Source organism: Spirosoma panaciterrae DSM 21099, from assembly GCF_000374025.1.
In the GTDB taxonomy this organism is placed as follows: domain Bacteria; phylum Bacteroidota; class Bacteroidia; order Cytophagales; family Spirosomataceae; genus Spirosoma; species Spirosoma panaciterrae.
Map to the genome: position 1 here is coordinate 81,721 of NZ_KB893239.1, position 23,687 is coordinate 105,407.

Consider the following 23,687-nt stretch of genomic DNA (forward strand, 5'->3'; position numbering starts at 1 on the left):
CCATTATAAAAGAAAAAAGAAGTATTTCTCTTCTTTAAATTCCTAAAAGCTGCGTAGTTTAACAGATAAACCCTGTAATGAACCACGCAGCTTTTAGAACTATTACTCAATCAAAACCGCCCGACGCGTCGTTGCAGCGCATCTCGTGTCAGCGTGATGAGATGACCGATGGGTTTTCCAGCGCGGTAAGTGACGACGCGCAACGTGATGGGACCATCGGGCAGGTCGACGGCTTGGGTGTACTTGGTGGAAAACTGATCGGGCATGGTATCGTCGATGGTGTAATAGATGTCGAGGTTGGGGGCTTCGCTGGCGAGTTCGAGCCGGAGTTTACCATCATTCATACTCGTCCGGACGATGGCATCGTAAATAGCCTTCGAGTAATTGACCTGCGCGACATCGGCCCGGTCGAAGTGGGTTTCCATCCGCTCCACAAAATTGGCCCAGTTCTTTACCGCCTTCGGCGACCAGAACACTTCCGACAACGCCCAGCCACGAGGGTAGGTCATGTATTCAGCATAACGCAGTGTCGGGATTTGCTCGGTCCAGAGATTGCCCTGCCCACCCAGAATATATTTGGCATCGACACCATCTGGTACCGGATCGAAACTGTAGCATTTTTGTGCCCGTAAGCTCGCATAAATTGGCGGGTCAACACTCGGATCGCCCTGGGTATAATCGAGATAAGCGAACGTGGTTGGGGTCATCACCACATTATGCCCTGCCTGTGCCGCTTCGATACCGCCTTTGATGCCCCGCCAGCTCATAACGGTCGCGCCCGGAGAAATCCCCCCTTCCAGAATTTCGTCCCAACCCAGCAGTTTCTTGCCTTTGGCCGTCAGAATTTTCTCAACGCGGTTCATAAAATACCCTTGCAAATCCTCCACATGCCGGATGTTCAGTTGTTTCATCAATGCCTGACAACCCGGATCGTTGGCCCAATAGCCTTTGTAGCACTCATCCCCACCAACATGGATGTAGGGGTTCGGAAAGAGAGCCGCTACCTCGGTAAAAACCTTATCCAGAAACGCATACACATTCTCGTCCGATGGGTTCAGCGTATTCTCTACTTTCATCTTAAACGTACCGTTGCCGTACCACTCCGAAAAAGCCGTTCCAGGATTAACGCTCACCTGCTGCTTGGTGCAACTCAGTTCAGGATAAGCCGCCAGAGCCGCCATGCTATGTCCCGGCACATCGATTTCGGGAACGATGGTCACGTTACGAGCCTGTGCGTAGGCCACTACCTCACGAATATCGTCCTGCGAATAAAAGCCACCTGCGGGAGTAGGTTCACCGAGTTTCGGCTCGGCACGATCCCCAAAATGGCCAGCTCGCGCCACCCGCCAGGCCCCTACCTGCGTCAGTTTAGGGAGTGATTTGATTTCGATTCGCCAGCCGTTGTCGTCGGTCAGGTGCCAGTGAAGCGTGTTAAATTTCAGCTTGGCCAGTTGATCGATGTATTGTTTGACTTCCTCCTTCGTGAAAAAATTACGGCTCACGTCGAGCATGATCCCCCGCCAGCCAAACCGTGGATAGTCGGTAATCTTTACCGCAGGTAGCGACCAGGTCTTGGTGACAGCCGCCTGACTTTCAATTTCTTTAGGCAGCAACTGCGTCAACGTCTGCATTCCGTAAAATAGACCTGCGGGGCGGTTGGCCGTAATCACGACTCCTTTCGCTGAGGCATCGAGCGTATAGCCTTCATCGCCAAGCTGGGTGTTCGGAGTTGGATTCAGGTTCAGTTGAATTTTACCCGCTTTCCCTTGTTTGGCTGCCAGCACAAAGCCTGTTGGCTTATTCAATCGTTGGCTGAGCAGATCAGCCACCACCCGGGCCTCCACCTGATTATACTCGATTGAGGTAGATTTCGTCAGCGTAAACAGACCCGTTTGAGGCTGAACACTCACGGGCTGAGGAATTAACTGAATAGGAGTTTGCGCGTAAGCAGCGGTTATGCAAAACGCGAAAAGAAGAATCCGACACAAATTCATGCAAAGACTGGTTATTGATTTCAGGAGAAAGCCAGTTAGTCGAAGTTTTTAATCATGGTTACTTAAACTCCTATTTTTTCCGTAGCATTGGCACAATTTTAAAATTCCTGTGTTTCTAGTAAAAGCGCTATTCGTATTTCGCTTTTATTTTTTGTCAATGACCCACTCACTGAAAGACCTTACTCCCCGGCAGATCGTTGCCGAGCTCGATCAATACATTATTGGCCAGCACGATGCCAAGCGCAACGTGGCTATTGCGTTGCGGAATCGCTGGCGCCGGATGAACAGCAGCGCCGACATGCAGAGTGAAATTACGCCCAACAACATTCTGATGATTGGCGCTACAGGTGTTGGGAAAACCGAAATTGCCCGCCGACTGGCTAAAATCGCCGATGCGCCTTTCATCAAAGTGGAAGCGTCCAAATTTACCGAGGTTGGTTACGTGGGCCGCGATGTCGAGAGCATGGTGCGCGATCTGGTCGAGCAATCTGTCAATATGGTGCGGGCGGCCAAGAAAGAGGCCGTTCAGGTCAAAGCCCAGCAGCAGGTCGAAGAAACCATTCTGGACATTCTGATTCCGCCCGTCAAACCAACCAACGGCCAGCTTGGATTCGAGAACGGTCCTAAAGACCCCGACGCAGAACTCAACGAACGCACCCGCGAACGATTCCGCGAAAAAATCCGCTCGGGCGAAATGGACGACCGGAAAATCGACATTGATGTGCAGCAAAGTCAGACACCGAATATTGGTGTCATGGGCGGTACTGTCGATGACCTGTCGATGATGAACATCCAGGAGATGATTGGCAATATGATGCCCAAACGCGGCAAAAAACGCAAAGTAAGTATTGCCGAAGCCCGTAAAATCCTGCTGGAAGAGGAAGCCGCCAAGCTGATCGACATGGACGAGGTGAAAGAAGAAGCCATCCGAAAAGCCGAAGACGCCGGGATTATTTTCATCGACGAAATCGACAAAGTGGCCTCGGCTCGTTCTGGCAACGGTGGGGGCGGTCCTGATGTTAGCCGGGAAGGGGTGCAGCGTGATTTACTCCCGATTGTGGAAGGAAGTGCTGTTAATACGAAATATGGCGTCATTCATACCGACCACATTCTGTTCATTGCGGCAGGTGCTTTCCACGTCGCTAAACCCAGCGACCTGATTCCTGAGTTGCAGGGCCGTTTCCCGATTCGTGTCGAATTACAAAGCCTCTCGGAAGATGATTTTTACCAGATTCTGAAAGAGCCCAAAAACGCCCTTACCAAACAGTATGAGGCCATGTTATTGGCCGAAGGGGTCGAACTTGGTTTCCAGGACGATGCCCTGCGTGAGCTGGCCCGGATTGCCTTCGAAGTGAACAGCGAAGTGGAGAATATCGGTGCCCGCCGACTGCAAACCGTACTGAGCCACCTCATGAACGATTTTATGTTCGACATCCCCGACGTGATCGGCGCTAATGCCAAAGTTGTGGTTACCAAAGAACTGGTCAACGAAAAATTAAACGGCCTGGTCAAAAACCGGGACTTAAGCCAGTTTATTCTGTAAGGCATTACCAAAGTCGTTTTGTCATTTCGACGCAGGAGAAATCTCAGGCTTGTTTGTTAAGTAAGCCTAAGATTTCTCCTGCGTCGAAATGACAAAAAACACTTAATCTTGACGAATCCTTATAAAGAACATAAGCGATCAGTCCAGATCACTCAGCCGGTGAACGTGGTGCCTGTTAAACAGTCGATAGATAATCGGGAAAATGAGCAACGTCAACAGCGTGGCCGTAATTAATCCCCCAATCACCACAATCGCCAGCGGTTTTTGCGTTTCCGAACCAATTCCGGTCGAAACGGCGGCTGGCAGGAGGCCGATAGCGGCCATTAAAGCGGTCATAATAACGGGCCGAATTCGGGAACGAACCCCTTCGCGAATGGCGGTATCCAGTGGCATTCGCTCTTTCCGGTTCTGATTAAACACCGAAATGAGAATCACCCCATTCTGCACACAGATGCCAAACAGGGCAATGAAGCCCACCCCCGCCGAAATCCCAAAGTTCATGCCCGTCAGATGAAGGGCTAATATGCCCCCAATCAGCGCGAAGGGTACGTTTAGCAGAACGAGTCCGGCGTCTTTGGCATTGCCGAAAGTAATGAACAGGATCACGAAAATGGCCGCAATACTAATCGGCACCACCTGCCCCAGCCGTTCGGTTGCCCGGACCTGATTTTCAAACTCCCCTACCCATTCTACTGAATAACCTTTGGTGGTTTGAAGCTTTTCGCGCACACGCTGCTGGGCTTCGGCAATCGTTCCGCCCAAATCACGACCACGAACCGAAAATTTCACCCCAATAAATCGTTTGTTCAGATCACGATAAATGAAAGCTGGGCCAGTAATCTGCCGAATGCTGGCTATCTCTTTAAGCGGAATTTTACTGCCACTCATCGTCGGTACCATGAGCCGCATAATATCCTCTTCGCTTTTGCGATATTCTGGCAGAAACCGAACCCGGATGTCGAATTTACGTTCGCCCTCGTATAAGACAGACGCGGTTTTACCCCCGATAGCCATTTCAATGACAGCTTGCGCATCGGCTGTCGATACCCCATAAAGCGCCATTTTGTGATCGTGAAAGAGCACGCTGATTTCAGGCTGTCCTACATTACGGATAATGCCTAAATCTCTCACCCCGTCGACATCCCGAATGGCCTCCAGCGCCTGGTTGGCGTATTTCTCCAGTTCGTAAATATCGGGGCCAAAAATTTTGATTCCGTTGCTTGCCTTGTAACCCGCTACGGCCTCAGCCACGTTGTCGATGATGGGTTGCGAATAATTGTAGAGTACCCCCGCGTAATTTTTCAGTCGGGCATCCATTTCATCCGTCAGTTGCTCCGTAGTGATCCGGCGGCCCCAATCCTCTTTGGGTTTGAGATCGACCTGAAACTGGCAGAAATAAAATCCGTTCGGGTCAGTTCCATCGTTCGAGCGGCCTACCTGCGAAAGCACCTGTTTTACTTCGGGGAACGTGCTCAAATCGGCCCGAATGGTCTTGGCCATATCGACGCTTTCGGGCAGTGACATACTCATGGGCAATTCGGCTGTTACCCACAGAGCCCCTTCGTTAAGCTGTGGCAGAAATTCGGTACCCAGCATCGTCGACGAGAAGAACGTAGCGATCATGAAAGATATAGCGGCAAACAAGCTTATTCGGCGATTGCGGTAGCACCAGCCAAAGCCTGCCATCACGATGCGGTTAAAGAAGTTTACGATGGGGTTATTTTTCTCCCGCACATTTTTCCGGAGCAGTATCGAGCAAAGTACCGGAACCAGCGTAAGCGTGAACAACAACGCGCCCAGCAAGGCAAAACCCAGGGTCCAGGCCAGGGGTGAAAACATTTTACCCTCCACTTTTTCGAACGAAAAAATGGGAAGCAGCGCGGTGATAATGATTAGCTTAGAGAAAAAGACGGCTTTCCCCAGATCGCCCCCTGTTTTTCGAATCAACCCCAGCTTGGCCATGCGATTGTACCGTTGCATACCGACCCGATGCGCCATATGATCCAGGGACACGAAGATCCCCTCCACCATCACGACCGCGCCATCAATGATAATCCCGAAATCAATGGCTCCCATCGACAGCAGGTTGGCCGACATGCCTCGCAATCGTAAGCAAATAAAGGCGAACAGAAGTGCCAGCGGAATAATGATTGATACGATCACTGTAGTGCGCCAGTCGGCCATAAACAGAAAGACGATCACCGTAACCAGTACGATGCCTTCGGTCAGGTTGTGCAACACAGTTTTCGTACAAAAACTGATCAGGTTATCGCGGTCGTAGAAGGTCACCATTTTTACATCGGATGGAAGAACCCGCGTGTTTAATTCCTCGATTTTATCCTTCACCCGCGCCAGTACCTCGCTGGGGTTTTCGCTCTTGCGCATCACAATGATACCTTCCACTACGTCGTCATTTTTATTCAGGCCAACCTGCCCTACGCGCGGCAAATTGGATTCGACCACGTCGGCCACATGCTTAACCAGTACAGGATTGCCGCCCGCTTCTTCGATCAGGATGTTTTCTATGTCCTGAATGGACGTCAGTAAGCCAATGCCCCGCACGACATACGCCTGTGAGTTTCGTTCAATCACATCGCCCCCTACGTTGATGTTACTGCGCGTAACGGCCTGATAGACTTCGAGGGGGGTAATGTCGTATTTGGTCAGCTGTGTCGGGTTGACCCGCAATTCGTAGATTTTATCGCGCCCCCCAAAAGCAACAATATCGGCTACCCCTGGTACACTCCGAAGCTGGCGGTCAATAACCCAGTTTTGCAGGGTAAGCAACTCGCGACTATCCCGGTTTTTACTTTCCAGGGTATAGCGATAGATTTCGCCCGTGGGGCCGTAAGGGGGTTGTATTTCAGGCTCCACTCCATCGGGAAGAGCCACATTTCGAAGTAGGTTATTGACCTGTTGCCGCGCAAAAAAATCCTCGACCCCATCGTCGAAAATGATCTTCATCACCGAGAGGCCGAACATGGTTGTCGAGCGAACGTTACTTTTCCGCTGAACGGAGTTCATAGCCACCTCAATAGGCACGGTTACGAAGCGCTCTACCTCCTCAGCCGAACGGCCTTTCCACTCCGTTACGACAATGATCTGCGTATTGGTTACGTCAGGAAAGGCTTCCAGCGGTGTATGTAAATAGCTAAAAATCCCGGCAATCACCAGAACCGCTGTCATGAAGAAGACAAAAAAACGGTTCTTCAGAGAGAAGCCTACCAGATTTCGAATGAATTTGTTCATGAGCATGGGGGCAGAGAGCGTGGGGCATGGAAAGGCGTGTTTCCCTATGCCCTTTGCCCTCTGCTAATTGTTGAGTGCGTTGTAGACGAGCAATTGGTTTTTAGAAATGACTTTTTCGCCCGGCTTGATCCCCTGGCTGATGTATGCCCTATCGCCCAGCGATTTAAGGACTGTCACTTCCCGAACTTCGATATCCGACCGACTGTGGAAAATCAATACGTAGTGTTTAGAACGATCAAAAATGACCGCGCTTGAAGGCACAGTAGCCGCTTCACCACCGGCCTCATACCGCAGTGTGACCGTAGCGTGCATTTCCGGGCGGAGTTTCATACCCTGATTGGCCAATCGAATCCGGACGGTCATGGCTTTGGTGTTTGGGTCCAGTACGGTATAGATTTTATCGACCTGCCCTTTGAATCGCTCGTCGGGGTAGCTCAGCGTCTGAACACTCGCGTCCATGCCCGTTCGTACCTGGCGGATGTCGCTTTCGTTCACATTGGCCAGTACCCAGATCTGATTGATCTGGCCGATGGTGAATAGATTATCCGCATTATCAGAGCGTAGTTGCATATCGCGGTTGACGTTCTTCTCAATCACGTAACCATCGATAGGCGCTTTTACAGTATACATGGAGGCTTTACCGATTCCGTAAATCCGCGATACTTCTTTCACCCGGTTCGATTCAGCCTGCGCTTTCTCCAACTCTTTCTGAGCGGCCACCACTTCCCGCTGCGAGGTCAGTTTGGTTTCAAACAGGTCTTCGGCCACCCGCAAGTTTTTCTCAGCCAGCAGCAAATCCGATTGCGCCTGAATGATTTGCCGCTCCAGATCGGCCACTTCGCCCGAACGAATCGAGGCCAGTACCTGCCCCTTTCGGACGTAGTCGCCCAATTCGACCCGTACATCTTCGACATTTCCGCCCACCAGCGGAAACACTTTGATAACCCGGTTCTCATCGGCCACAATTTTTCCAACCAGCGTCAATTCGCTTCGTACAGGCTGCTGATAGGCGCTATCGATGCGAATACGCTGCATCATGGTATCCGATAGCATAAAGGCCTTCGCAACGTCGGGCGCGGGTTTAGGGTCGCAGGAGGTGAGCATAAACAGACCACCGATTGCCCACCAAATGGATGGTTTCATTCGTGTTTTGATAAGCTGACCTGAACCGCCAGCAAGTAATGGAAGCATGATTTCTGGATGTTTCGTAGACGGAACTTTACTTGAATAAATCTTCGCCGAGCAGATAATTGAGTTCTTCATAGGCACTCACCCGGTCGGCTTTCAGTCGATTGAGCTGGCTAACGCTGTCGTTATACGCTTCAATCAGGTCGACAAATTCGATGAGGGTAATATTTCCCTTTTGAAAGCTGGTGATCACCCCCCGATTCAACTCATCGAACTGGGTCGAGAACTGCTCCTCCACCGTCTGAACCCGGCGCTCAACCTCCCGTATTTTCTCCAGAGATGTTGCCACTTCGTTCATCACCTGATTGGCTTTCTGTTGTTGTAGCTGTTGTTGGTACTGAATCTGACTACGAGCGGCCCGGATAGCACCCTGATTTCGGTTGAATACGGGAATATCGGCCGATACCGACAGGCCCACATAGTTCTGAATGTAGCTTCCGGCCTGATCGTAGGTGCCGCCTACCCGCACGTCGGGTGTAGCCAGCGCACGCTGGAGGGTATGGTTTAGCTTAGCTTGCTGAACAAGCGATTCCGTTGCTTTTAAATCGGGCCGATTCCGTAAGGCCAGTTGCTGGAGCGTATCATCAGACTGGACAGGCACCCGATAACGGCTGACTAGCTGATCGACAGACACGGGCTTAATGGGCTGATCGACAGATAAAAGTGTCCGTATTGCCCGTTGGTCATCGGCCAGTTGAAACCGGATGGCTGTACGATCGTTGGCCAGCTGGAAGAGTAACGCTTTCAGCCGAAGCAATTCCCGGAGTGAAACATTGTTCCGCTTATACTGGACCTCATAAGCCGCTACCGTAGTTTGCAGCGTAGCCAGTTGCTGATCAAAACGGGCCAGGGTTTGCTGTTGAAAATAAATGGAATAGAACCGAGTCCGCAGGTCGAAGCGCAGCCCACGGAGCAAATCCAGCAACTCCAGCTGGGTCAGCCGAGCCGATTCGGAAGCCAGCGCAATCCGCTTGTTTCGCTTGCCTGCCGTATACAGCAGTTGCTGGATCGAAACGGTTTTCTGCCCCTGTCGGCCCACGTCCAGCACCCGTCGGGTTTCATTGTTGTAGCTACTGACCTCCAGCGTCAGATTGGGATTGTCGTATAAACCAGCCTGTAGAATCTGAGCCTGGCTGGCATCGACCCGAAAGCGTTCTGCCAGCAGTAGCAGGTTGTTTTTAACGAAAAGGCTGTCAGCCTGCTGAAGTGTTAGCCGAAGAGAGTCCTGGTCTGCAATAGTCTGTGCCCGAATGCACACAGAGGGAATAGCGAAAAAGAATACAAAAACGAGCAGCCGCATATGAAAATAATTACGGCTACAAAGGTCTGGGCTCCAGGTTACAGCGGCCTTAATGCAGGCTTAGAATACCTATAGAAAACAATTAGAAAACAATTAGAAGCCCGGACTCGACCGTTATTCGTCCTCTTCTTTGAGCACATAGCCCATGCCCATCCGGGTGTGAATGAGCTTTGGGGAGAAATCGCGGTCTATTTTTTTCCGCAGATAATTGATGTACACTTCCACAATGGATGACCCTGGATCGTGCTGTAACTGCCATACATGCTCCGCAATGTCCATCTTGGACAGCACCCGCCCCCGATTGCGAATCATATACTCGATCAAAGCAAATTCGCGGGCAGTCAATTCGATGGCCGATTCGCCCCGCCATACCTCTTTGGTCAGGCTATTCACGGTCAGATTCGCCACGCGCCATAGGGTTCCTGACTCGATTACGGGGCCGTTTGTCAACTCCACTCGGCGCAGACATACTTCGATGCGGGCTATTAATTCCCGAAAATCAAACGGTTTTACCAGATAGTCGTCGGCACCAAGGCCAAGCCCTTCTACTTTATCGTCAACTTCCCCCAGCGCCGATAAGATAATGATGGGCAAATGCGGTTTGGCCGACCGTACACTTCGGCATACTTCAAACCCATTGATACCCGGCAGATTAATATCGACAATCAACAGATCGACGCCAGGCTTCAACGCTATTTCACGACCATTGATCCCTTCATACACTACTTCGGCGGCATAGCCTTCGTCCTGAAGACCTCGTTTTATATTCTGGGCGATTCGGCGGTCATCTTCAATAATGACAATCTTCTTCATACATGGCCGGTGGTTAGTCTCTGGCAAAGCATAACCCCGTTGGGTTACCCCGCTCCCACTGGTTCTCCTTCAAACAAGAAAACACCGGCTGGTGAGACTGGTGTTTTTCGGTCGTTTTAGGGTTACCAATTCCATGCAAAAGTAGATGCTTCCTACGTACAGGCTCATTAGAGGAGAATTAGATTTTCCTTAAATTAGATTTAGAGCAGCATCTATTGCCGGGTCATCCAAAAAGCCAACAGGCTATTAATCAGTGCCCTCCCCTGTTCAATGGCCCGATCTACATCCGTTCGCTTTCGGTCGGATAAGCCGACCCGATTTTAACCGAATCAGTATATGTCTAGTTCATGTCAATCAATCTGGGTGTGGCTACGTCTTTGGTTTCGGACCTGGTACTGTTTTTACCCCCTGTGTGGTTTTATACAAAGAGGGTAAAAATAATACCGTTAAGAATAAAGCATGGATGAAGCACAGAGGTATTCACAATGAACTTAGCACCCGCCTTTGCGAGGAGCACGCTTATAGATTATTTTACTATCTAGCTCCACATAGTCGCCCGATACTATTGGATAGGAATACTTGGGCGCGTGCGATACATTATGGCTTCTTATAATTATTTTGTCGTTAACTTTCAGATTATGCAATTGCTGAAATTCGTTGTTAACGTTCAATACATTCTTATCAGACTTTTCCGGTCCAAAACTAAGAATATAATCCTCATCATGAATCCTGACCATCAGTCCGAAACCTAGTCGTGAGCCCGGCGGCAGAGAAAGAGAGGTCACAATAGCCTCCATGTTGGTAAAATCCCGTAACTGCTTCCTTATTTTCGCTTCACCAGCATACACTTTTTTCCCTTCGGGCGACGATTCCCAGTTCTTGTACTTTATACCATCCGGGGTAGCCTCCCATTTTTTCAATGCCGCTTTCCTCTCGGCAACAGAGAGTGGCTTTGCGGTTAACTTTTTAGAAGCTTCATTTTTACTGTCACGATTCGCAAATACGAGTCCGCTTACCACAACCAGCGGTAACAGCAGCGCATAGATGATTTTTTTCATAGTTCCCTGTAGGTTTACATGAATCTACATCCTTATAAATCAGATCGGTTTAAGGCATTCTTTTTATATCCAGGATGTCAACAAAGCTAAAAGTTTCGATCCTGGCGTCTGTCAACGACCTGTAAAAGAATATTAAGGAAACGTAAAATCTACCATTACAGCCTACTATACATTTTCTCCCGCAAGTAGTTGGATATACTGCACAATAAGGTGGCCTCTACAACTGCCTTACCCAGAGCCTTCTTTACGTCAGCTACTGAACATCATCTCCAGTGCCGAATTGAGCATACATTAACGTCGCTACCTGTTCAATGGCCCGATCTACATCCGCTCGCTTTCGGTCGGGCGAGTCGAACCGATTAAAGGGATGTAACTCCAGCACAAAGGTTTCCTCAACCTGTTCATCTTCGATGGGCGTGTAGAGTTTGTAAGCCGTCAGTTTTACCGGAATCAGGCCATGCTGACGCTTAAATCGGGGAAGTATATACGCCAGCAGGTTTTCCACCTCGGCAATTGAACGGTCTTCGGCAGGTATGAACCGCACATAGGCATGATTGCGATCAACCAGGGTTTGCTGATCGGGGTCAAAATGGCCTTCGCAACTGGAAAACGTGCGTACAATACCCGTTCGGTTCAACGCATCGACTAATGGACGGATTTTCGGCTCGATTTCGTTCATCCAGGTTCGCCGTCAATCAGGGCTACTTCGTCGGCACCGTCGGTCCGATGCCGGGGTGTTCTACGATCTTTTTGCCATAACCACCCCAGATACCCAACCGCAATCAACGCCATCACCCCCGATGCAGCAAAAGCGGCATCCACGCCCGATTCACCCACTACGTGATTGAGCAACCAACCCGATCCTACGGCTCCCAGTCCGATTCCCGCTTCGAGGGCAATGTACATGGTTGCCATAGCCCGTCCACGGGTGTGCTCATCGCTCAGGTCCGCTGTCCAGGCCTGCACCGTTGGCGAGTTCATGCCCCACGACATACCGTAGAAAATAGCCGCCGTCCAGAACAAAACCGGCGAGTCGACCAAAACCAGCAAGGCCATGGAAAACGCCAGAACAACGGTCGAGATAAACAATACGGGTATCCGGCCGTACCGATCCGACGATTTACTGAATAGAATCCGCACCATGAGCGAGGCCACTGTATAGACGGTGAAAAATAGCCCTTTATTGGTAATGCCCAGTGAACCACTCAGGGTAGAAATCACGGTTAGCACAGCCCCTGAGGAGAATGACTGGAGCAACAGTACCAGAAATGGCGGAATGGCCTGCTTATCAAAAATCTCGTCTTTTTTCAGCCGAAGCAGCCCAAACCGGAAACGTTGAGGAGCCAGCAGCGTTTCGGGCATCCGGAGCAGAATACCAATGGAAAGTAGGGCAAAAGCCGATGAGGTCCAGAACATGACGTTCATGGAAAAATCGGTGGCCAGCCAGCTTCCAATAGCTGGCCCCAGCGACATACCCATTGCCGTAAACAATCCGAGCATACCCATTGCTTCACCCCGACGATTGGCCGGAACCACATCGGCCACATAAGCGGAAGTGGCTGTCGGTTTGGTTCCCGTCGAAAAGCCATGAATCAGGCGCAGCGTCAGAAACCCCCATACGGTCAGCAGATACGGATATAGCAACCCACAGACAAAGCATACGATTGATCCGAATGCCATCACCGGAACCCGTCCAATCGTATCGGTCAGTTTGCCGCTAAACGGTCGTGAAACCCCAGCCGTGAACGTAAAAAGCGCAATGATCAGCCCGATGTATTCTTTGCCACCCAGCTTTGTCAGATAAGCGGGCAATTCAGGGATCATCATCGAAAAACTGGCCGAAAACAGGAAGTTACTGACCGAGAGTAACCAGAACGAGAGCGTATACAGCGAGGAATCCCGCGAGGTTTGGGAAGTTGACAATGAACGAACAGTCAAAACGAGTTGAGTTGGTTCGCTCAAATTTACGATTCATTTTTGAAAAGGTTTGCAGGAAATCGTAAAGTCTATTTGGGTTCGGGGGTACTGTTTCCGCCATCGACAACAAATCGCCATTGGCCGTTGCGCTGGCGTTTCCAGACGGTTACATACACCCCAAACTGCGTTTTTTTCTTACCCGACTCATCACGTCGACTCAGCATCCACTGACCAAAGGTATACCCCAGATCGCCCGCCTGCGACGCATCGGCCTTGAGCACCTGCCAGGTGAGCACACTTCCATCAACCGGCATCCGGCTCATCTGCGCCCGTAACGAATCAAACCCTACGGTAGGGGCTGCTCCATCGTTGAGCTTGATGACTTCATCGGCTGCGTAGGTTGTAAACGCTTTGGCCATACCCTGTCTTTCAGACAATTGGCTAAAATTCAGATCGGCTTCACGAATCTCATCAATGGCCTGTTGTCGTTTGGCGGCTGCCGGATTCATGGCCCGTGGGCTATCGGCACTCGTTCGACACGATGTGGTCCAGACCACCATTAGCAGAAGAGATAATACGTACTTCATTATGGGTAGGTAGCTATTTTGGCTAAATTTGCAGCATCATAACGAATAATGCCTTATCAACACTACACAATTGTAGTGCCAAAAAATCGTAGTTGTAGCCATCTGCGCATGCTGCATTGTTCATTGTCCATTATCGCTCGCAATCATGTCTCGTAATTTTAAAATTGGACTATTCCTTACCGTTTCTATCCTTCTGACCACGTTTACCTTTTATTTCTGGCAAGTTTTCAAAAGCCCAAACCTACAGGTAAAAGAGAACGACAAAACATTTGCCCTGCTGATTCCGCGTGGTTCAACCTTTGAGTCGGTCATGGACACGCTCAAAACGCATAAGGTCATCAACGACGAAACCTCATTCCGTTTTCTGGCCAAACTGATGAAATACCCCGAACTCGTTAAGGAAGGTCGGTATGAGATCAAACCCAATATGGGTAATCGCGACGCGTTGGTCAAACTCCGAAGTGGCAATCAGGATGCTATGCCTGTAACATTCAACAGTATGCGGCAGAAATCGGACCTGATCCAGCGGCTGGGCAGCAAATTCGAATTCGGTTCCGACGCCCTGGGTAAACTGCTGAACGACCCGGCCACCTGCGAAAAGTATGGTTTCGACACTACAACGATCGTTTGTATGTTTCTGCCCAATACGTACGAAATGTTCTGGACCATTAAGCCCGAAACCCTGCTGGATCGGATGGGAACGGAATACAAGAAATTCTGGACGCCCGAACGACAGGAGAAAGCCAAAGCACTTGGTCTAACGCAAACGCAGACGCAGGTGCTGGCCTCGATTGTAGCCGCAGAAACCAACAAACGGGACGAACAGCCGCGCGTAGCCGGGGTTTACCTGAATCGCCTGAAAAAAGGCATGAAACTCGAAGCCGACCCCACGGTTATTTTTGCCCTTCGCGATTTCACGATTCGTCGGCTTCTCAACAAACAGCTCACCGTCGATTCGCCTTACAACACCTACCGGCATACGGGTTTGCCTCCAGGCCCTATCAACCTGCCTGCTCCTGCTACCATCGATGCGGTTCTGAATGCGGAACAACACGACTATCTTTATTTCGTGGTCGATGCCCGTTTTAATGGCTACCATACCTTCTCGAAAACCATGGCAGAGCACCTGGCCAACGCTCGTCTGTACCAACAGGCACTCACCCGCATGAAGATTATGAAATAACCTATGATTACCCACGACGTTACAAACATCCGGGTGCGCTACTACGACACCGATCAGATGGGCATTGTTTACTACGGCAACTACGCTCGTTTTTATGAAATTGGTCGTGTCGAAGCCCTTCGCCACCTGGGCCTTACGTATAAAAAAATGGAAGAAGATGGCATTTCGATGCCTGTCTATGACCTGAATTCCCGCTTCATTCGACCCGCCAGATACGACGATCTGCTCACCATCCGCGTGACAATCCCGCAAATGCCCAAAACCCGGTTGATGTTCAATTACGAGATTTTCAATCAGGAAGGTCAGTTGTTAAATACGGGCCAAACTACCCTTGTCTTTGTCCGTACAGATACAGGTCGTCCCTGTGCGGCACCTCCCGATTTAGTCGAAGCGACCAAATCTTTCTTTGAACAATAATTGTCAATCGTTAGTCACTAATTTATAGTCAGTTGCCTCGGAGAGTCCTTAACCGGCTTTTGACGGCCCACACATTGGGCATGACCATTTACTAACGAATTCTACAATATGTTCGATAAACTATTCGGTTTTAAGGCGTTGCGTAGGGTAAAAACCTGGTTACAGGCTCATCATCCCTTCAATTCCAAAAGCACCTGGTATTCGTTTCTAAAGCGAATGGCGACACAGATCGTTGACAATGACACCAGCGAACGGGCCGCATCGGTATCGTATAGTCTTATTCTGGCTGTTTTCCCAACGATCATTTTCTTTTTTACGCTGATACCGTATATCCCGATCCCTGATCTTGAAGAACAGGTGATGGGATTTCTGCAACGGGTTTTACCGGGCGATACCTTCAGCACGGTCGATACCACCATACGGGATATTATCAATCGGCCGCGCAGTGGCGTGTTATCCTTAGGCTTCGTTCTGGCGCTCTATTCAGCAACCAGCGGATTGGTTGCCCTGATGCAGGCATTCAACTCATCGTATCATTCGGCAGAGCGCCGGAGCTTCCTCAAAATTCGCGCCATAGCCGTGGGCTTAACGTTTACGCTGGCATTTGCGCTGATTTTAGCAGTGGTCGTTTTGATTATTGGCGGAATTGTGAGCGACTATCTGCTTCATTTTGGCTTCTTCAACAACGTCGTCTTCGTCAATCTGCTAACCATTGGGCGGTACCTGATTGTGTTTGCGGTATTCATGGGTTCAATTTCAGTTATCTACCGATTCGGCCCGAACGTGAACATGAAATGGTTATTTATCATGCCAGGAGCTGTAACCGCTTCGGTACTTATCGTTCTGATTACACTCGGCTTTTCGTTCTATGTTGCCAACTTTGGGTCTTACAACAAATTATATGGGTCGATTGGTACGCTGATCGCCCTTATGATCTGGATCAACCTGATCGCCCTGGTGCTCATTTTAGGGTTTGAAATGAATGTGGCTCTCTATAATCTCGAAGGTGACCAACACCCGAGCGTAGCCGCTAAAACAACAAACGCCACCTCGAAAACTTGAGGTGACGTTTGTAAAACCTAACCCATAAATGTAAAAGCACACGCTTTCCAGGCACCAAAACTGGCACGGGGGATCACGTGTTCGTGTTAGAAAATCGCGAAAAGCGTGCCAATCTTCTGCACCATCTAAAATAATCGGTTGTACGGAGGTGGTAAATCGGGAGAATGACCAACACGACCTGCGTTCGTCTGTAGGTTATCCGCTCACTACCAACGGTTTTCATGTCTGGCAGCTTATCCCCAAAAAAAATACACTCCGGTCGTCCATCGGCCTGGGTAACGGTCATTTGCACGTGCTATAATCATCAGAATTACGTTCGACAAGCCTTGCAGTCGGTCATTGACCAAACCTACCCTTATGTGGAATTGATTGTTATCGACAACGGTAGTACAGATGGCTCCGTCGAACAGGTGTATTCGTTTATTGACCCTCACCCGTCCGTGCGATTTATCCGTAACAATAGCAATGTGGGTTTGAATCGCGCATTTAACCAGGGCCTCACCTTAGCAAGTGGGCGGTATGTTATCGATCTCTCGGCCGATGATGTGCTGTTGCCTGATCGGATTGCCAAACAGGTTACCTGTATGGAGCAATTGCCCAATTCATACGGGGTGGTCTTTTCCAATGCGGCCATCATCGATGCTTTGGGTCGACGAACGGGCACGCATTATCCAGTCAATGAAAAAGGTCAGGCAACCGTACAGGTGCCAACCGGCGATGTGTTCAGGGCGATCTTGTCCAGCTATTTTATCTGTACGCCCACCATGTTGATTCGCCGTTCATTGCTCGAGCAATTGGGTGGTTACGACGAATCGTTGAGTTATGAAGATTTCGACTTCTGGGTCCGCTCATCCCGACTCTGTTACTACGCTTACCTCGATGATATACTGACGCTGAAACGACAATTACCGGGCTCACTGTCCGGCCAGATCCTACAACGCCATAATCATCTACTACCTTCGACCCTGATTGTCAGCCAGAAAGCATTCGAACTTTGCCAGACACCGGATGAGTTCGATGCATTGGCTGGCAGGCTAAACACCTTTATCCGAAAAGCCTTCTATACCGAGCAGTTCGAGCTTGTTCAACACTTCCATAGTTTACTAAAATCGATCAAACAACCGGATAAGTTAACCCAATGTATTATAGGCATTTCTCGTGTTCATCTTCCCGTCAACTACATGTACCGTTTGTACCATCGGTATTGTCGAAACCCGTTTAGGTCATTTATGGTTATTAGTGTATAGTTAACCCATGTAGCTATGTCTGCCGAATTCATTAAGCTTTATCCGAAAAACCCCGATCCCCGCCGGATTGCGCATGTTGTAAACGCACTTCGTGATGGAGCCGTCATCATTTATCCAACCGATACCATCTACGGTATGGGGTGCGACATTCATAATGCAAGGGCCGTTGAGCGGGTAGCCCGTATTAAGGGGATAAAGCCAACTAAAAATGATTTCTCGTTCATCTGCTATGATCTGAGCCACATTGCCGACTATGCCCGCGTAAGTAATCAGGCGTTTAAATTGATGAAGAGCCTACTACCAGGGCCGTTTACGTTCATTCTTCAGGCCACCAGCAATGTCCCTAAACTACTGAATACCAACAAAAAAACCGTAGGAATACGCGTTCCCGACAACGACATTCCCCGGCAGATCGTCCACGAACTGGGCAATCCGATCATTACGACATCAATCCGGGATGAAGACGAAATTATCGAGTACTCAACTGACCCCGAACTGATTTTTGAAAAGTTTCAGCACCAGGTCGATATCGTGATCGACGGGGGCTATGGCGGCAATATTCCTTCTACCATTGTCGATGTCACGAACGATGACTTTTCTATTGTACGGCAAGGTCTGGGCGAATTAGTGCTTTGAAAAGCTATAAATAGGAATTATACTTGCACTGTAGGGTTGATTCTATTACAGCGTTTGTTGCGCTGTCGGCAAGATTATTGCTTCACTGCCATAAACAGGGTTATTACTGATAAAGCCAGGGGTTGCCCATCTACTAAAAAACATTATCAAACTCATTTCACAGTATGCGTTTTTCCTTGGCCGCGCTCTCTTTGCTGGCTCTTTATTCGCTATCCAACTGCACGACTTCTTCAAAAGAGGAGTCATCCCACACCGGAAAACTTACGGCCGAAGCTTCTGCAAAACCCGTTGCCGATTCGTCGAAAACGCCAGCGCCTGAACCCGTTGCCTCTACCCGTAGTGGCGTCAGTACGGGCGATTCAACGCTCGACTCCCTAACCTATGCACCCACGGGTGCCATACTGCCGGGCAAACGCATTTTCGCCTACTACGGTAACCCCCACTCTAAAAAAATGGGCATACTGGGTAAGTACGAAAAAGAGGAGATGCTTCAGCGGCTTGACAAGGAAATTGCGAACTGGCAAAAAGCCGATCCGGCTACGCCCATCCAGCCTGCTTTACACCTGGTCGCAATTTCGGCACAGGGGGCTCCGGGTAAAGATGGCGGTTATCGGCTACGGATGTCGGACAAAACCATCAAGAAAGTCATTAAATGGGGAAATGAGCACAAAGCCATCGTGTTTCTTGATATTCAACGTGGCCACGCACCGCTGGGTGGCGAAATGGAATATCTGACAAAATACCTGAAACTTCCCTTCGTTCATCTGGGTATCGACCCTGAGTTTTCGATGGTGACTGGTCATAAACCCGGCACAAAAATTGGTAGCTACGATGCCGCCGATGTAAACCAGGCTGTTCAGTTCCTGAGCAAGATTGTCAAAGAAAACAACCTACCGCCTAAAGTCCTGGTCGTTCACCGCTTTACGCAGGGTATGATCAAAAACTATAAGAACATCAAACTGGACCCGAATGTACAGATTGTGATGGATATGGATGGCTGGGGACCTCCCGTACTGAAAAAAGACTCCTACCACGATTATATTCAGAAAGAGCCGGTTCAGTATACAGGGTTCAAGCTATTCTATGATAACGACTTCCGTAAGCCCGGTTCTCGCATCATGACCCCCGAAGAGGTGCTGGCGCTGACTCCAAAACCCATGTATATCCAGTATCAATAGGCTAACTTACTCCCAAACAATAAGGGCGACTTAGTTGAGTCGCCCTTATTGTTTGGATGAGTTCCAATTACCCAGATTCGAAATTCCCATCAATCTATCCTGCCCGAAACAAAAAGCGGCTCAGTCAATGACTGAGCCGCCCGCAGCTTAAAATCAAGGCTAAACCGATTAACGGTTTTCAACCAATGCTTTAAACTCATCCACCGTAACCTCCTGATTCGTCAATGTCAGTTGCGTTTTGGCGTAGTCAATCACTTTATCGTCATACACCCGGTTGAACGTACTGGTGTAGTTCTGTCCATTATTTTTCTCATCCATCAGGTAATTGCGGGCAATACGGTCGATGGTCTTGTTCATTTCATCATCTTCCGTGCTGGCAAAACCAAACTGTTCGCGCACCATCTGACGAGTTGCTTCCATCACCTCTTCGAAATCAACTTTGATGTCGGCTTTGTCGGCAATTTTGTTTTTGATAAGTTGAAGTTTTACCGATTTGGTAAAATCGTCATACTGCTCGTCGATCTGCTCTGGCGTAAATTTCCCTTCATTCACTTCCAGCAACCAGTTTTTCAGGAACTCGTCGGGCAGCAGAATAGGGGTGTTGTCAAGTAGAGTTTTCTCAATGTCCAGGCGCAGCAACTGGGCCGTCTCCCGGGCATAATTGCTCTGGATGATTTCGGCTACTTTAGCCCGGAACTGTTCTTCGTCCGAAACAGCCCCAGCCCCCAGCACCTTGTCGAAAAGCTCCTGATTTAGTTCAGCAGGCTCATGACGGGTAATGTCGTCAATCTCAAAGGTAAATTCACCTGTCAGATCGGCGACTTCCTCAACTTTAGCGCCTGTGGCATTGGCCCGAGCTTTCTCATCCGGAAACGCCTGTTCCAGCACAAACGTAACCACGTCTCCTTTTTTCTTGCCGACAAACTGGCCTTTAGCCTCTTCGGCCATTTTAGCCATTGGGAAAGCCGTTTTTGCCGAGAATCCGGTAGCTCCTTCAGGAGCCGACAACTGCTTTAATTCACCATAAATGGTGTCGCCATCGCCCACTTCTTCTCCATGCGAGTGGGTATGAAAACGCTGTTGCAAGTCGGCAATTGTTGAGTTGATTTGGGCATCGCCAGCCTGGATTTGGTATTCATTTACGCTCGGCAGATCGTTGAAATCAATGTCGAACTCCGAAGCCAGCCCCAGCGTATAGCTGAACGCAAAATCAGTCTGATTATCCCAGTCGATGGCATCAGCCTCTTCCCGATTCGGCACTGGGTCACCCACTACCTGTAACTTATTATCGCGGATATACTGGCTAACGGTTTTACTCAGCATCGAGTTGATCTCGTCAACCAGAATGCTCTTTCCATACATTTTCTGAACGAGCGAAGCGGGTACGTGGCCAGGGCGAAATCCTTTGAGTTGAACTTTCCGACCGTAGTCTTTCAGTTTCTTATCGACTTCTGGTTTATAATCAGCAGGGGTCAGCGTAATCTTGAGTGAAGCGTTGGTGTCGCTGGCTTTTTCGAGCGTAATATCCACGGGTATGTCGGTTTAAAAGTAAAGAGCGAAAGAGTGAAAAGAGCGAAAGAGTGAATTGTTTAGACAAACGCTCTTTCGCTCTTTCACTCTTTCGCTTTTATAGTACGGGCGGAGGGACTCGAACCCCCATGCCTTGCGGCACCAGATCCTAAGTCTGGCACGTCTACCAATTTCGCCACGCCCGCAGGTAGCCATCAACCGAGTAGAATGAATAACGAGACAGGATAAACTGCCCGTATTCGTTACATACCCTACATCGTGTGTTGATTTTGGGACTGCAAAGGTAGTAAAAAAAATCAATAGGTCAAATGAAATTTCAGAAGGTTTTATTTTTAGTTAATACAGCCTCATTTTTCGATGAATATTTTGTTATCTTGGTAGTACGAGTACAACCCTATAGGCCATTACCCACAACGAAGCCATTTATGACTAATGCAATCGAGCATCGACCCAGCCCCGAGCCTGTAATTGATCTGGAGCTGGAACGTCAGGAAATCCTGAAGCGTTACCGTCGATTGTTGCGTGCCGCAAAACCCATGCTCAAAGGCGACGACGCCAAGCTGATCAAAAAAGCCTTTAACACGTCGGCCGAAGCACACAAGAATATGCGTCGGCGCTCAGGAGAGCCGTATATCTATCACCCGTTAGCCGTAGCTCAGATTGCTGTTGAAGAAATTGGGCTGGGCACCACCAGTATTGTAGCTGCCCTCCTCCATGATGTTGTTGAAGATACCGACACAACCATTGCCGACATCGACCGGGCGTTTGGCCCTAAAGTCGCTCGTATCATCGATGGACTGACCAAGATTTCGGGCTATTTTGAATATGGTACGTCGCAGCAGGCCGAGAATTTCCGGAAAATGCTGCTGACGCTGTCCGACGATGTTCGGGTCATTCTGATCAAGCTGGCCGACCGACTGCACAATATGCGAACGCTGGACTCGATGCCCCGCGATAAGCAATTGAAAATTGCATCTGAAACGATCTACATATACGCACCCCTCGCCCACCGTCTGGGTCTGTACACGATCAAATCGGAACTGGAAGATCTGTATTTGAAACACGTTGAGCCAGATGCGTACAAAGACATTGCGCGAAAATTACGTGAAACCCGGCTGGCCCGCGATCGGTTTATTGGTCGTTTTATTGAACCCATCGAAAAAGATCTGGCTGAAACCGGGCTTAAATACGTAGTGAAAGGTCGGCCCAAGTCGATTTATTCGATCTGGAACAAGCTGAGTAAGTCGAAAAAGCCGTTTGAAGAAATCTACGATCTGTTTGCCGTCCGGATCATTCTGAATGTACCGCCCGACGAAGAAAAAGCCGCCTGCTGGCGCGCCTATTCCATCGTTACCGACCACTACAAACCCAATCCCGACCGCCTGAAAGACTGGATCAGCACCCCTCGTGCCAACGGATATGAATCGCTGCATACGACGGTTATGAGCAAGCAGGGCCAATGGGTGGAGGTGCAGATTCGTACCGAACGGATGAACGAAATCGCTGAGAAAGGCTATGCTGCCCACTGGAAATATAAAGGCAACGACACGCAAACTGGCGCGGGTATCGAAGCCTGGATCAGTCAGGTGCGCGACATGATCGAGTCGGCAGGTAGCGATGGAAAAAAAGCCGCTATTGAGTTTGTTGATGATTTCAGAAGTAATCTGTACAGCGAAGAAGTGTTTGTGTTCACTCCTAAGGGCGAACTACAGGTGCTGCAACGTGGGGCTACAGCCCTCGACTTTGCTTTCAGTATCCATACCCAGATCGGGGCTCGGTGCATGGCAGCTAAAGTCAACAACACGCTCGTTCCTCTGAGTTATGTCCTGCAAAATGGTGATCAGGTAGAGGTAATTACCTCAAATCGGCAGAAGCCCAATGAAGACTGGCTGCGGTTTGTGGTTACCTCCAAAGCCAAAACCAAGATCAAGGATTTAATTAAGGAGGAAAATAAGCGGTACGTGACCGATGGCCGGGATATGGTCAGCAAGAAGCTCCGGTTATTGAAGATGGAGATGACCAACGAGGTCATTAACCAGCTACGGGCCTATTTTGGCTCGAAAACGACCGATGATTTTTTCTACCGGGTTGGTAAAGGGCATATTGACGTTGCGGAGCTAAAGAAATTCAAGGCCGATAAGGAAGCCAAAGAAAACCGAGCCAACAAGCTGAATACCGATGCCCTGCCCGATGCCAAAGCCTTCGTTAAGGAGCTAAAGAAAATCCACGGCGAACGGGCCGATGCCGATATGCTGCTTATTGGCGAAGACATGGACCGGATCGATTACACCCTGGCCAAATGCTGTAACCCCATTTCGGGCGACGATGTATTCGGGTTTGTGACCATCAATGAAGGCATAAAAATTCACCGGGTAACCTGCCCCAATGCGGTTGAACTGATGTCGAACCACGGCAACCGGATCATCAAGGCAAAGTGGACCTCCCAGAAAGAACTGGCTTTTCTGGCGGGTTTACGCATTACGGGAACCGACCGGGTGGGCCTGATCAACGACGTAACCCGCGTAATCAGCAACGAACTGCATATCAATATGCGTTCAGTAGCTATTGACTCGAAGGACGGTATCTTTGAAGGAAATATCAAACTTTACGTTCATGATACGGAACATCTCGAAACCCTTATGCACAAATTAGAACGGGTTCCGGGTGTGTTTGAGGTCATTCGCTTCGACTCCTAAGTCGTTTTGTGTTTCAGGTTTCGGGCTTCTTTGGGTTATTGAAACTTTGAAGCTGAAACTTGAAACCTAGAACGATAAACCTCTACCTT

General features: G+C 49.4%; 18 protein-coding genes and 1 tRNA gene. 8 read left to right on the forward strand and 11 right to left on the reverse strand.

Annotated elements, in window-relative coordinates; all coding sequences use genetic code 11:
- Nucleotides 1-110: 110 nt before the first annotated feature.
- Complete coding sequence (locus B153_RS0131275) at nucleotides 111-1,994, reverse strand: beta-N-acetylhexosaminidase (RefSeq protein ID WP_020600697.1); 1,884 nt, start codon at nucleotides 1,992-1,994, stop codon at nucleotides 111-113.
- A gap of 157 nt (nucleotides 1,995-2,151) precedes the next feature.
- On the opposite strand from B153_RS0131275, the gene hslU reads away from it, so the two are divergent.
- Complete coding sequence (hslU, locus tag B153_RS0131280) at nucleotides 2,152-3,537, forward strand: ATP-dependent protease ATPase subunit HslU (RefSeq protein ID WP_020600698.1); 1,386 nt, start codon at nucleotides 2,152-2,154, stop codon at nucleotides 3,535-3,537.
- 138 nt (nucleotides 3,538-3,675) lie between these two features.
- On the opposite strand, the gene B153_RS0131285 is transcribed toward hslU, so the two are convergent.
- The 8 genes from B153_RS0131285 to B153_RS0131320 form a co-directional block, all read right to left on the reverse strand.
- Nucleotides 3,676-6,786: an efflux RND transporter permease subunit gene (locus B153_RS0131285; RefSeq protein WP_026262593.1), complete on the reverse strand. Its 3,111-nt coding sequence runs from the start codon at nucleotides 6,784-6,786 to the stop codon at nucleotides 3,676-3,678.
- Nucleotides 6,787-6,849: 63 nt separating this feature from the next.
- The gene (locus B153_RS0131290; protein WP_026262594.1) at nucleotides 6,850-7,929 is read right to left on the reverse strand and encodes an efflux RND transporter periplasmic adaptor subunit; all 1,080 of its coding nucleotides are present in this window, start codon (nucleotides 7,927-7,929) and stop codon (nucleotides 6,850-6,852) included.
- A gap of 76 nt (nucleotides 7,930-8,005) precedes the next feature.
- Complete coding sequence (locus B153_RS0131295) at nucleotides 8,006-9,274, reverse strand: TolC family protein (RefSeq protein WP_020600701.1); 1,269 nt, start codon at nucleotides 9,272-9,274, stop codon at nucleotides 8,006-8,008.
- Between the two features lie 114 nt (nucleotides 9,275-9,388).
- On the reverse strand, nucleotides 9,389-10,087 hold the full coding sequence (locus B153_RS0131300) for a response regulator transcription factor (RefSeq protein ID WP_020600702.1): 699 nt from the start codon (nucleotides 10,085-10,087) through the stop codon (nucleotides 9,389-9,391).
- 491 nt (nucleotides 10,088-10,578) lie between these two features.
- A complete protein-coding gene (locus B153_RS0131305) occupies nucleotides 10,579-11,145 on the reverse strand; it encodes a hypothetical protein (RefSeq protein WP_020600703.1) in 567 nt (188 codons plus the stop codon).
- Nucleotides 11,146-11,398: 253 nt separating this feature from the next.
- The gene (locus B153_RS0131310; protein ID WP_020600704.1) at nucleotides 11,399-11,824 is read right to left on the reverse strand and encodes a hypothetical protein; all 426 of its coding nucleotides are present in this window, start codon (nucleotides 11,822-11,824) and stop codon (nucleotides 11,399-11,401) included.
- On the reverse strand, nucleotides 11,821-13,083 hold the full coding sequence (locus tag B153_RS0131315) for an MFS transporter (protein ID WP_051097387.1): 1,263 nt from the start codon (nucleotides 13,081-13,083) through the stop codon (nucleotides 11,821-11,823). Before B153_RS0131315 ends, B153_RS0131310 begins: the two co-directional genes overlap by 4 nt.
- A gap of 68 nt (nucleotides 13,084-13,151) precedes the next feature.
- Nucleotides 13,152-13,649: a YybH family protein gene (locus tag B153_RS0131320; RefSeq protein WP_245564977.1), complete on the reverse strand. Its 498-nt coding sequence runs from the start codon at nucleotides 13,647-13,649 to the stop codon at nucleotides 13,152-13,154.
- 145 nt (nucleotides 13,650-13,794) lie between these two features.
- Here B153_RS0131320 and mltG point away from each other — a divergent pair, with 145 nt between their 5' ends.
- The 6 genes from mltG to B153_RS0131350 all read left to right on the forward strand — a co-directional run bounded on the left by mltG (nucleotide 13,795) and on the right by B153_RS0131350 (nucleotide 19,372).
- A complete protein-coding gene (mltG, locus tag B153_RS0131325) occupies nucleotides 13,795-14,832 on the forward strand; it encodes an endolytic transglycosylase MltG (RefSeq protein ID WP_020600707.1) in 1,038 nt (345 codons plus the stop codon).
- A 3-nt stretch (nucleotides 14,833-14,835) separates the two neighbouring features.
- Nucleotides 14,836-15,249, forward strand: coding sequence for an acyl-CoA thioesterase (locus B153_RS0131330; RefSeq protein ID WP_020600708.1), 414 nt, complete (start codon nucleotides 14,836-14,838; stop codon nucleotides 15,247-15,249).
- A gap of 108 nt (nucleotides 15,250-15,357) precedes the next feature.
- Nucleotides 15,358-16,311 carry a YihY/virulence factor BrkB family protein gene (locus tag B153_RS0131335; protein WP_020600709.1) on the forward strand — a complete coding sequence of 318 codons (954 nt, stop codon included), beginning with the start codon at nucleotides 15,358-15,360 and terminating at the stop codon, nucleotides 16,309-16,311.
- Nucleotides 16,312-16,532: 221 nt separating this feature from the next.
- The gene (locus B153_RS0131340; RefSeq protein WP_051097389.1) at nucleotides 16,533-17,558 is read left to right on the forward strand and encodes a glycosyltransferase; all 1,026 of its coding nucleotides are present in this window, start codon (nucleotides 16,533-16,535) and stop codon (nucleotides 17,556-17,558) included.
- A 15-nt stretch (nucleotides 17,559-17,573) separates the two neighbouring features.
- A complete protein-coding gene (locus B153_RS0131345) occupies nucleotides 17,574-18,194 on the forward strand; it encodes an L-threonylcarbamoyladenylate synthase (RefSeq protein ID WP_020600711.1) in 621 nt (206 codons plus the stop codon).
- A gap of 164 nt (nucleotides 18,195-18,358) precedes the next feature.
- Complete coding sequence (locus tag B153_RS0131350) at nucleotides 18,359-19,372, forward strand: hypothetical protein (RefSeq protein ID WP_020600712.1); 1,014 nt, start codon at nucleotides 18,359-18,361, stop codon at nucleotides 19,370-19,372.
- A 168-nt stretch (nucleotides 19,373-19,540) separates the two neighbouring features.
- Here the strand turns inward: B153_RS0131350 and tig are convergent, their stop codons facing one another.
- Nucleotides 19,541-20,902 (reverse strand): trigger factor, encoded by a 1,362-nt coding sequence (tig, locus tag B153_RS0131355; RefSeq protein WP_020600713.1) that lies wholly within the window; start codon nucleotides 20,900-20,902, stop codon nucleotides 19,541-19,543.
- Between the two features lie 103 nt (nucleotides 20,903-21,005).
- Nucleotides 21,006-21,087: transfer RNA gene (locus B153_RS0131360), tRNA-Leu, on the reverse strand.
- 240 nt (nucleotides 21,088-21,327) lie between these two features.
- Between B153_RS0131360 and B153_RS0131365 the strand changes: the two genes are divergently transcribed.
- The gene (locus B153_RS0131365; protein ID WP_026262596.1) at nucleotides 21,328-23,598 is read left to right on the forward strand and encodes a RelA/SpoT family protein; all 2,271 of its coding nucleotides are present in this window, start codon (nucleotides 21,328-21,330) and stop codon (nucleotides 23,596-23,598) included.
- The last annotated feature ends 89 nt before the right edge of the window (nucleotides 23,599-23,687 follow it).

Excerpts from the sequence above, each read along its gene's own strand:
- B153_RS0131275 (WP_020600697.1), bottom strand. The coding sequence starts at position 1,994 with ATGAATTTGTGTCGGATTCTTCTTTTCGCGTTTTGCATAACCGCTGCT.
- hslU (WP_020600698.1), top strand. The coding sequence starts at position 2,152 with ATGACCCACTCACTGAAAGACCTTACTCCCCGGCAGATCGTTGCCGAG.
- B153_RS0131285 (WP_026262593.1), bottom strand. The coding sequence starts at position 6,786 with ATGAACAAATTCATTCGAAATCTGGTAGGCTTCTCTCTGAAGAACCGT.
- B153_RS0131290 (WP_026262594.1), bottom strand. The coding sequence starts at position 7,929 with ATGAAACCATCCATTTGGTGGGCAATCGGTGGTCTGTTTATGCTCACC.
- B153_RS0131295 (WP_020600701.1), bottom strand. The coding sequence starts at position 9,274 with ATGCGGCTGCTCGTTTTTGTATTCTTTTTCGCTATTCCCTCTGTGTGC.
- B153_RS0131300 (WP_020600702.1), bottom strand. The coding sequence starts at position 10,087 with ATGAAGAAGATTGTCATTATTGAAGATGACCGCCGAATCGCCCAGAAT.
- B153_RS0131305 (WP_020600703.1), bottom strand. The coding sequence starts at position 11,145 with ATGAAAAAAATCATCTATGCGCTGCTGTTACCGCTGGTTGTGGTAAGC.
- B153_RS0131310 (WP_020600704.1), bottom strand. The coding sequence starts at position 11,824 with ATGAACGAAATCGAGCCGAAAATCCGTCCATTAGTCGATGCGTTGAAC.
- B153_RS0131320 (WP_245564977.1), bottom strand. The coding sequence starts at position 13,649 with ATGAAGTACGTATTATCTCTTCTGCTAATGGTGGTCTGGACCACATCG.
- mltG (WP_020600707.1), top strand. The coding sequence starts at position 13,795 with ATGTCTCGTAATTTTAAAATTGGACTATTCCTTACCGTTTCTATCCTT.
- B153_RS0131330 (WP_020600708.1), top strand. The coding sequence starts at position 14,836 with ATGATTACCCACGACGTTACAAACATCCGGGTGCGCTACTACGACACC.
- B153_RS0131335 (WP_020600709.1), top strand. The coding sequence starts at position 15,358 with ATGTTCGATAAACTATTCGGTTTTAAGGCGTTGCGTAGGGTAAAAACC.
- B153_RS0131340 (WP_051097389.1), top strand. The coding sequence starts at position 16,533 with ATGTCTGGCAGCTTATCCCCAAAAAAAATACACTCCGGTCGTCCATCG.
- B153_RS0131345 (WP_020600711.1), top strand. The coding sequence starts at position 17,574 with ATGTCTGCCGAATTCATTAAGCTTTATCCGAAAAACCCCGATCCCCGC.
- B153_RS0131350 (WP_020600712.1), top strand. The coding sequence starts at position 18,359 with ATGCGTTTTTCCTTGGCCGCGCTCTCTTTGCTGGCTCTTTATTCGCTA.
- B153_RS0131365 (WP_026262596.1), top strand. The coding sequence starts at position 21,328 with ATGACTAATGCAATCGAGCATCGACCCAGCCCCGAGCCTGTAATTGAT.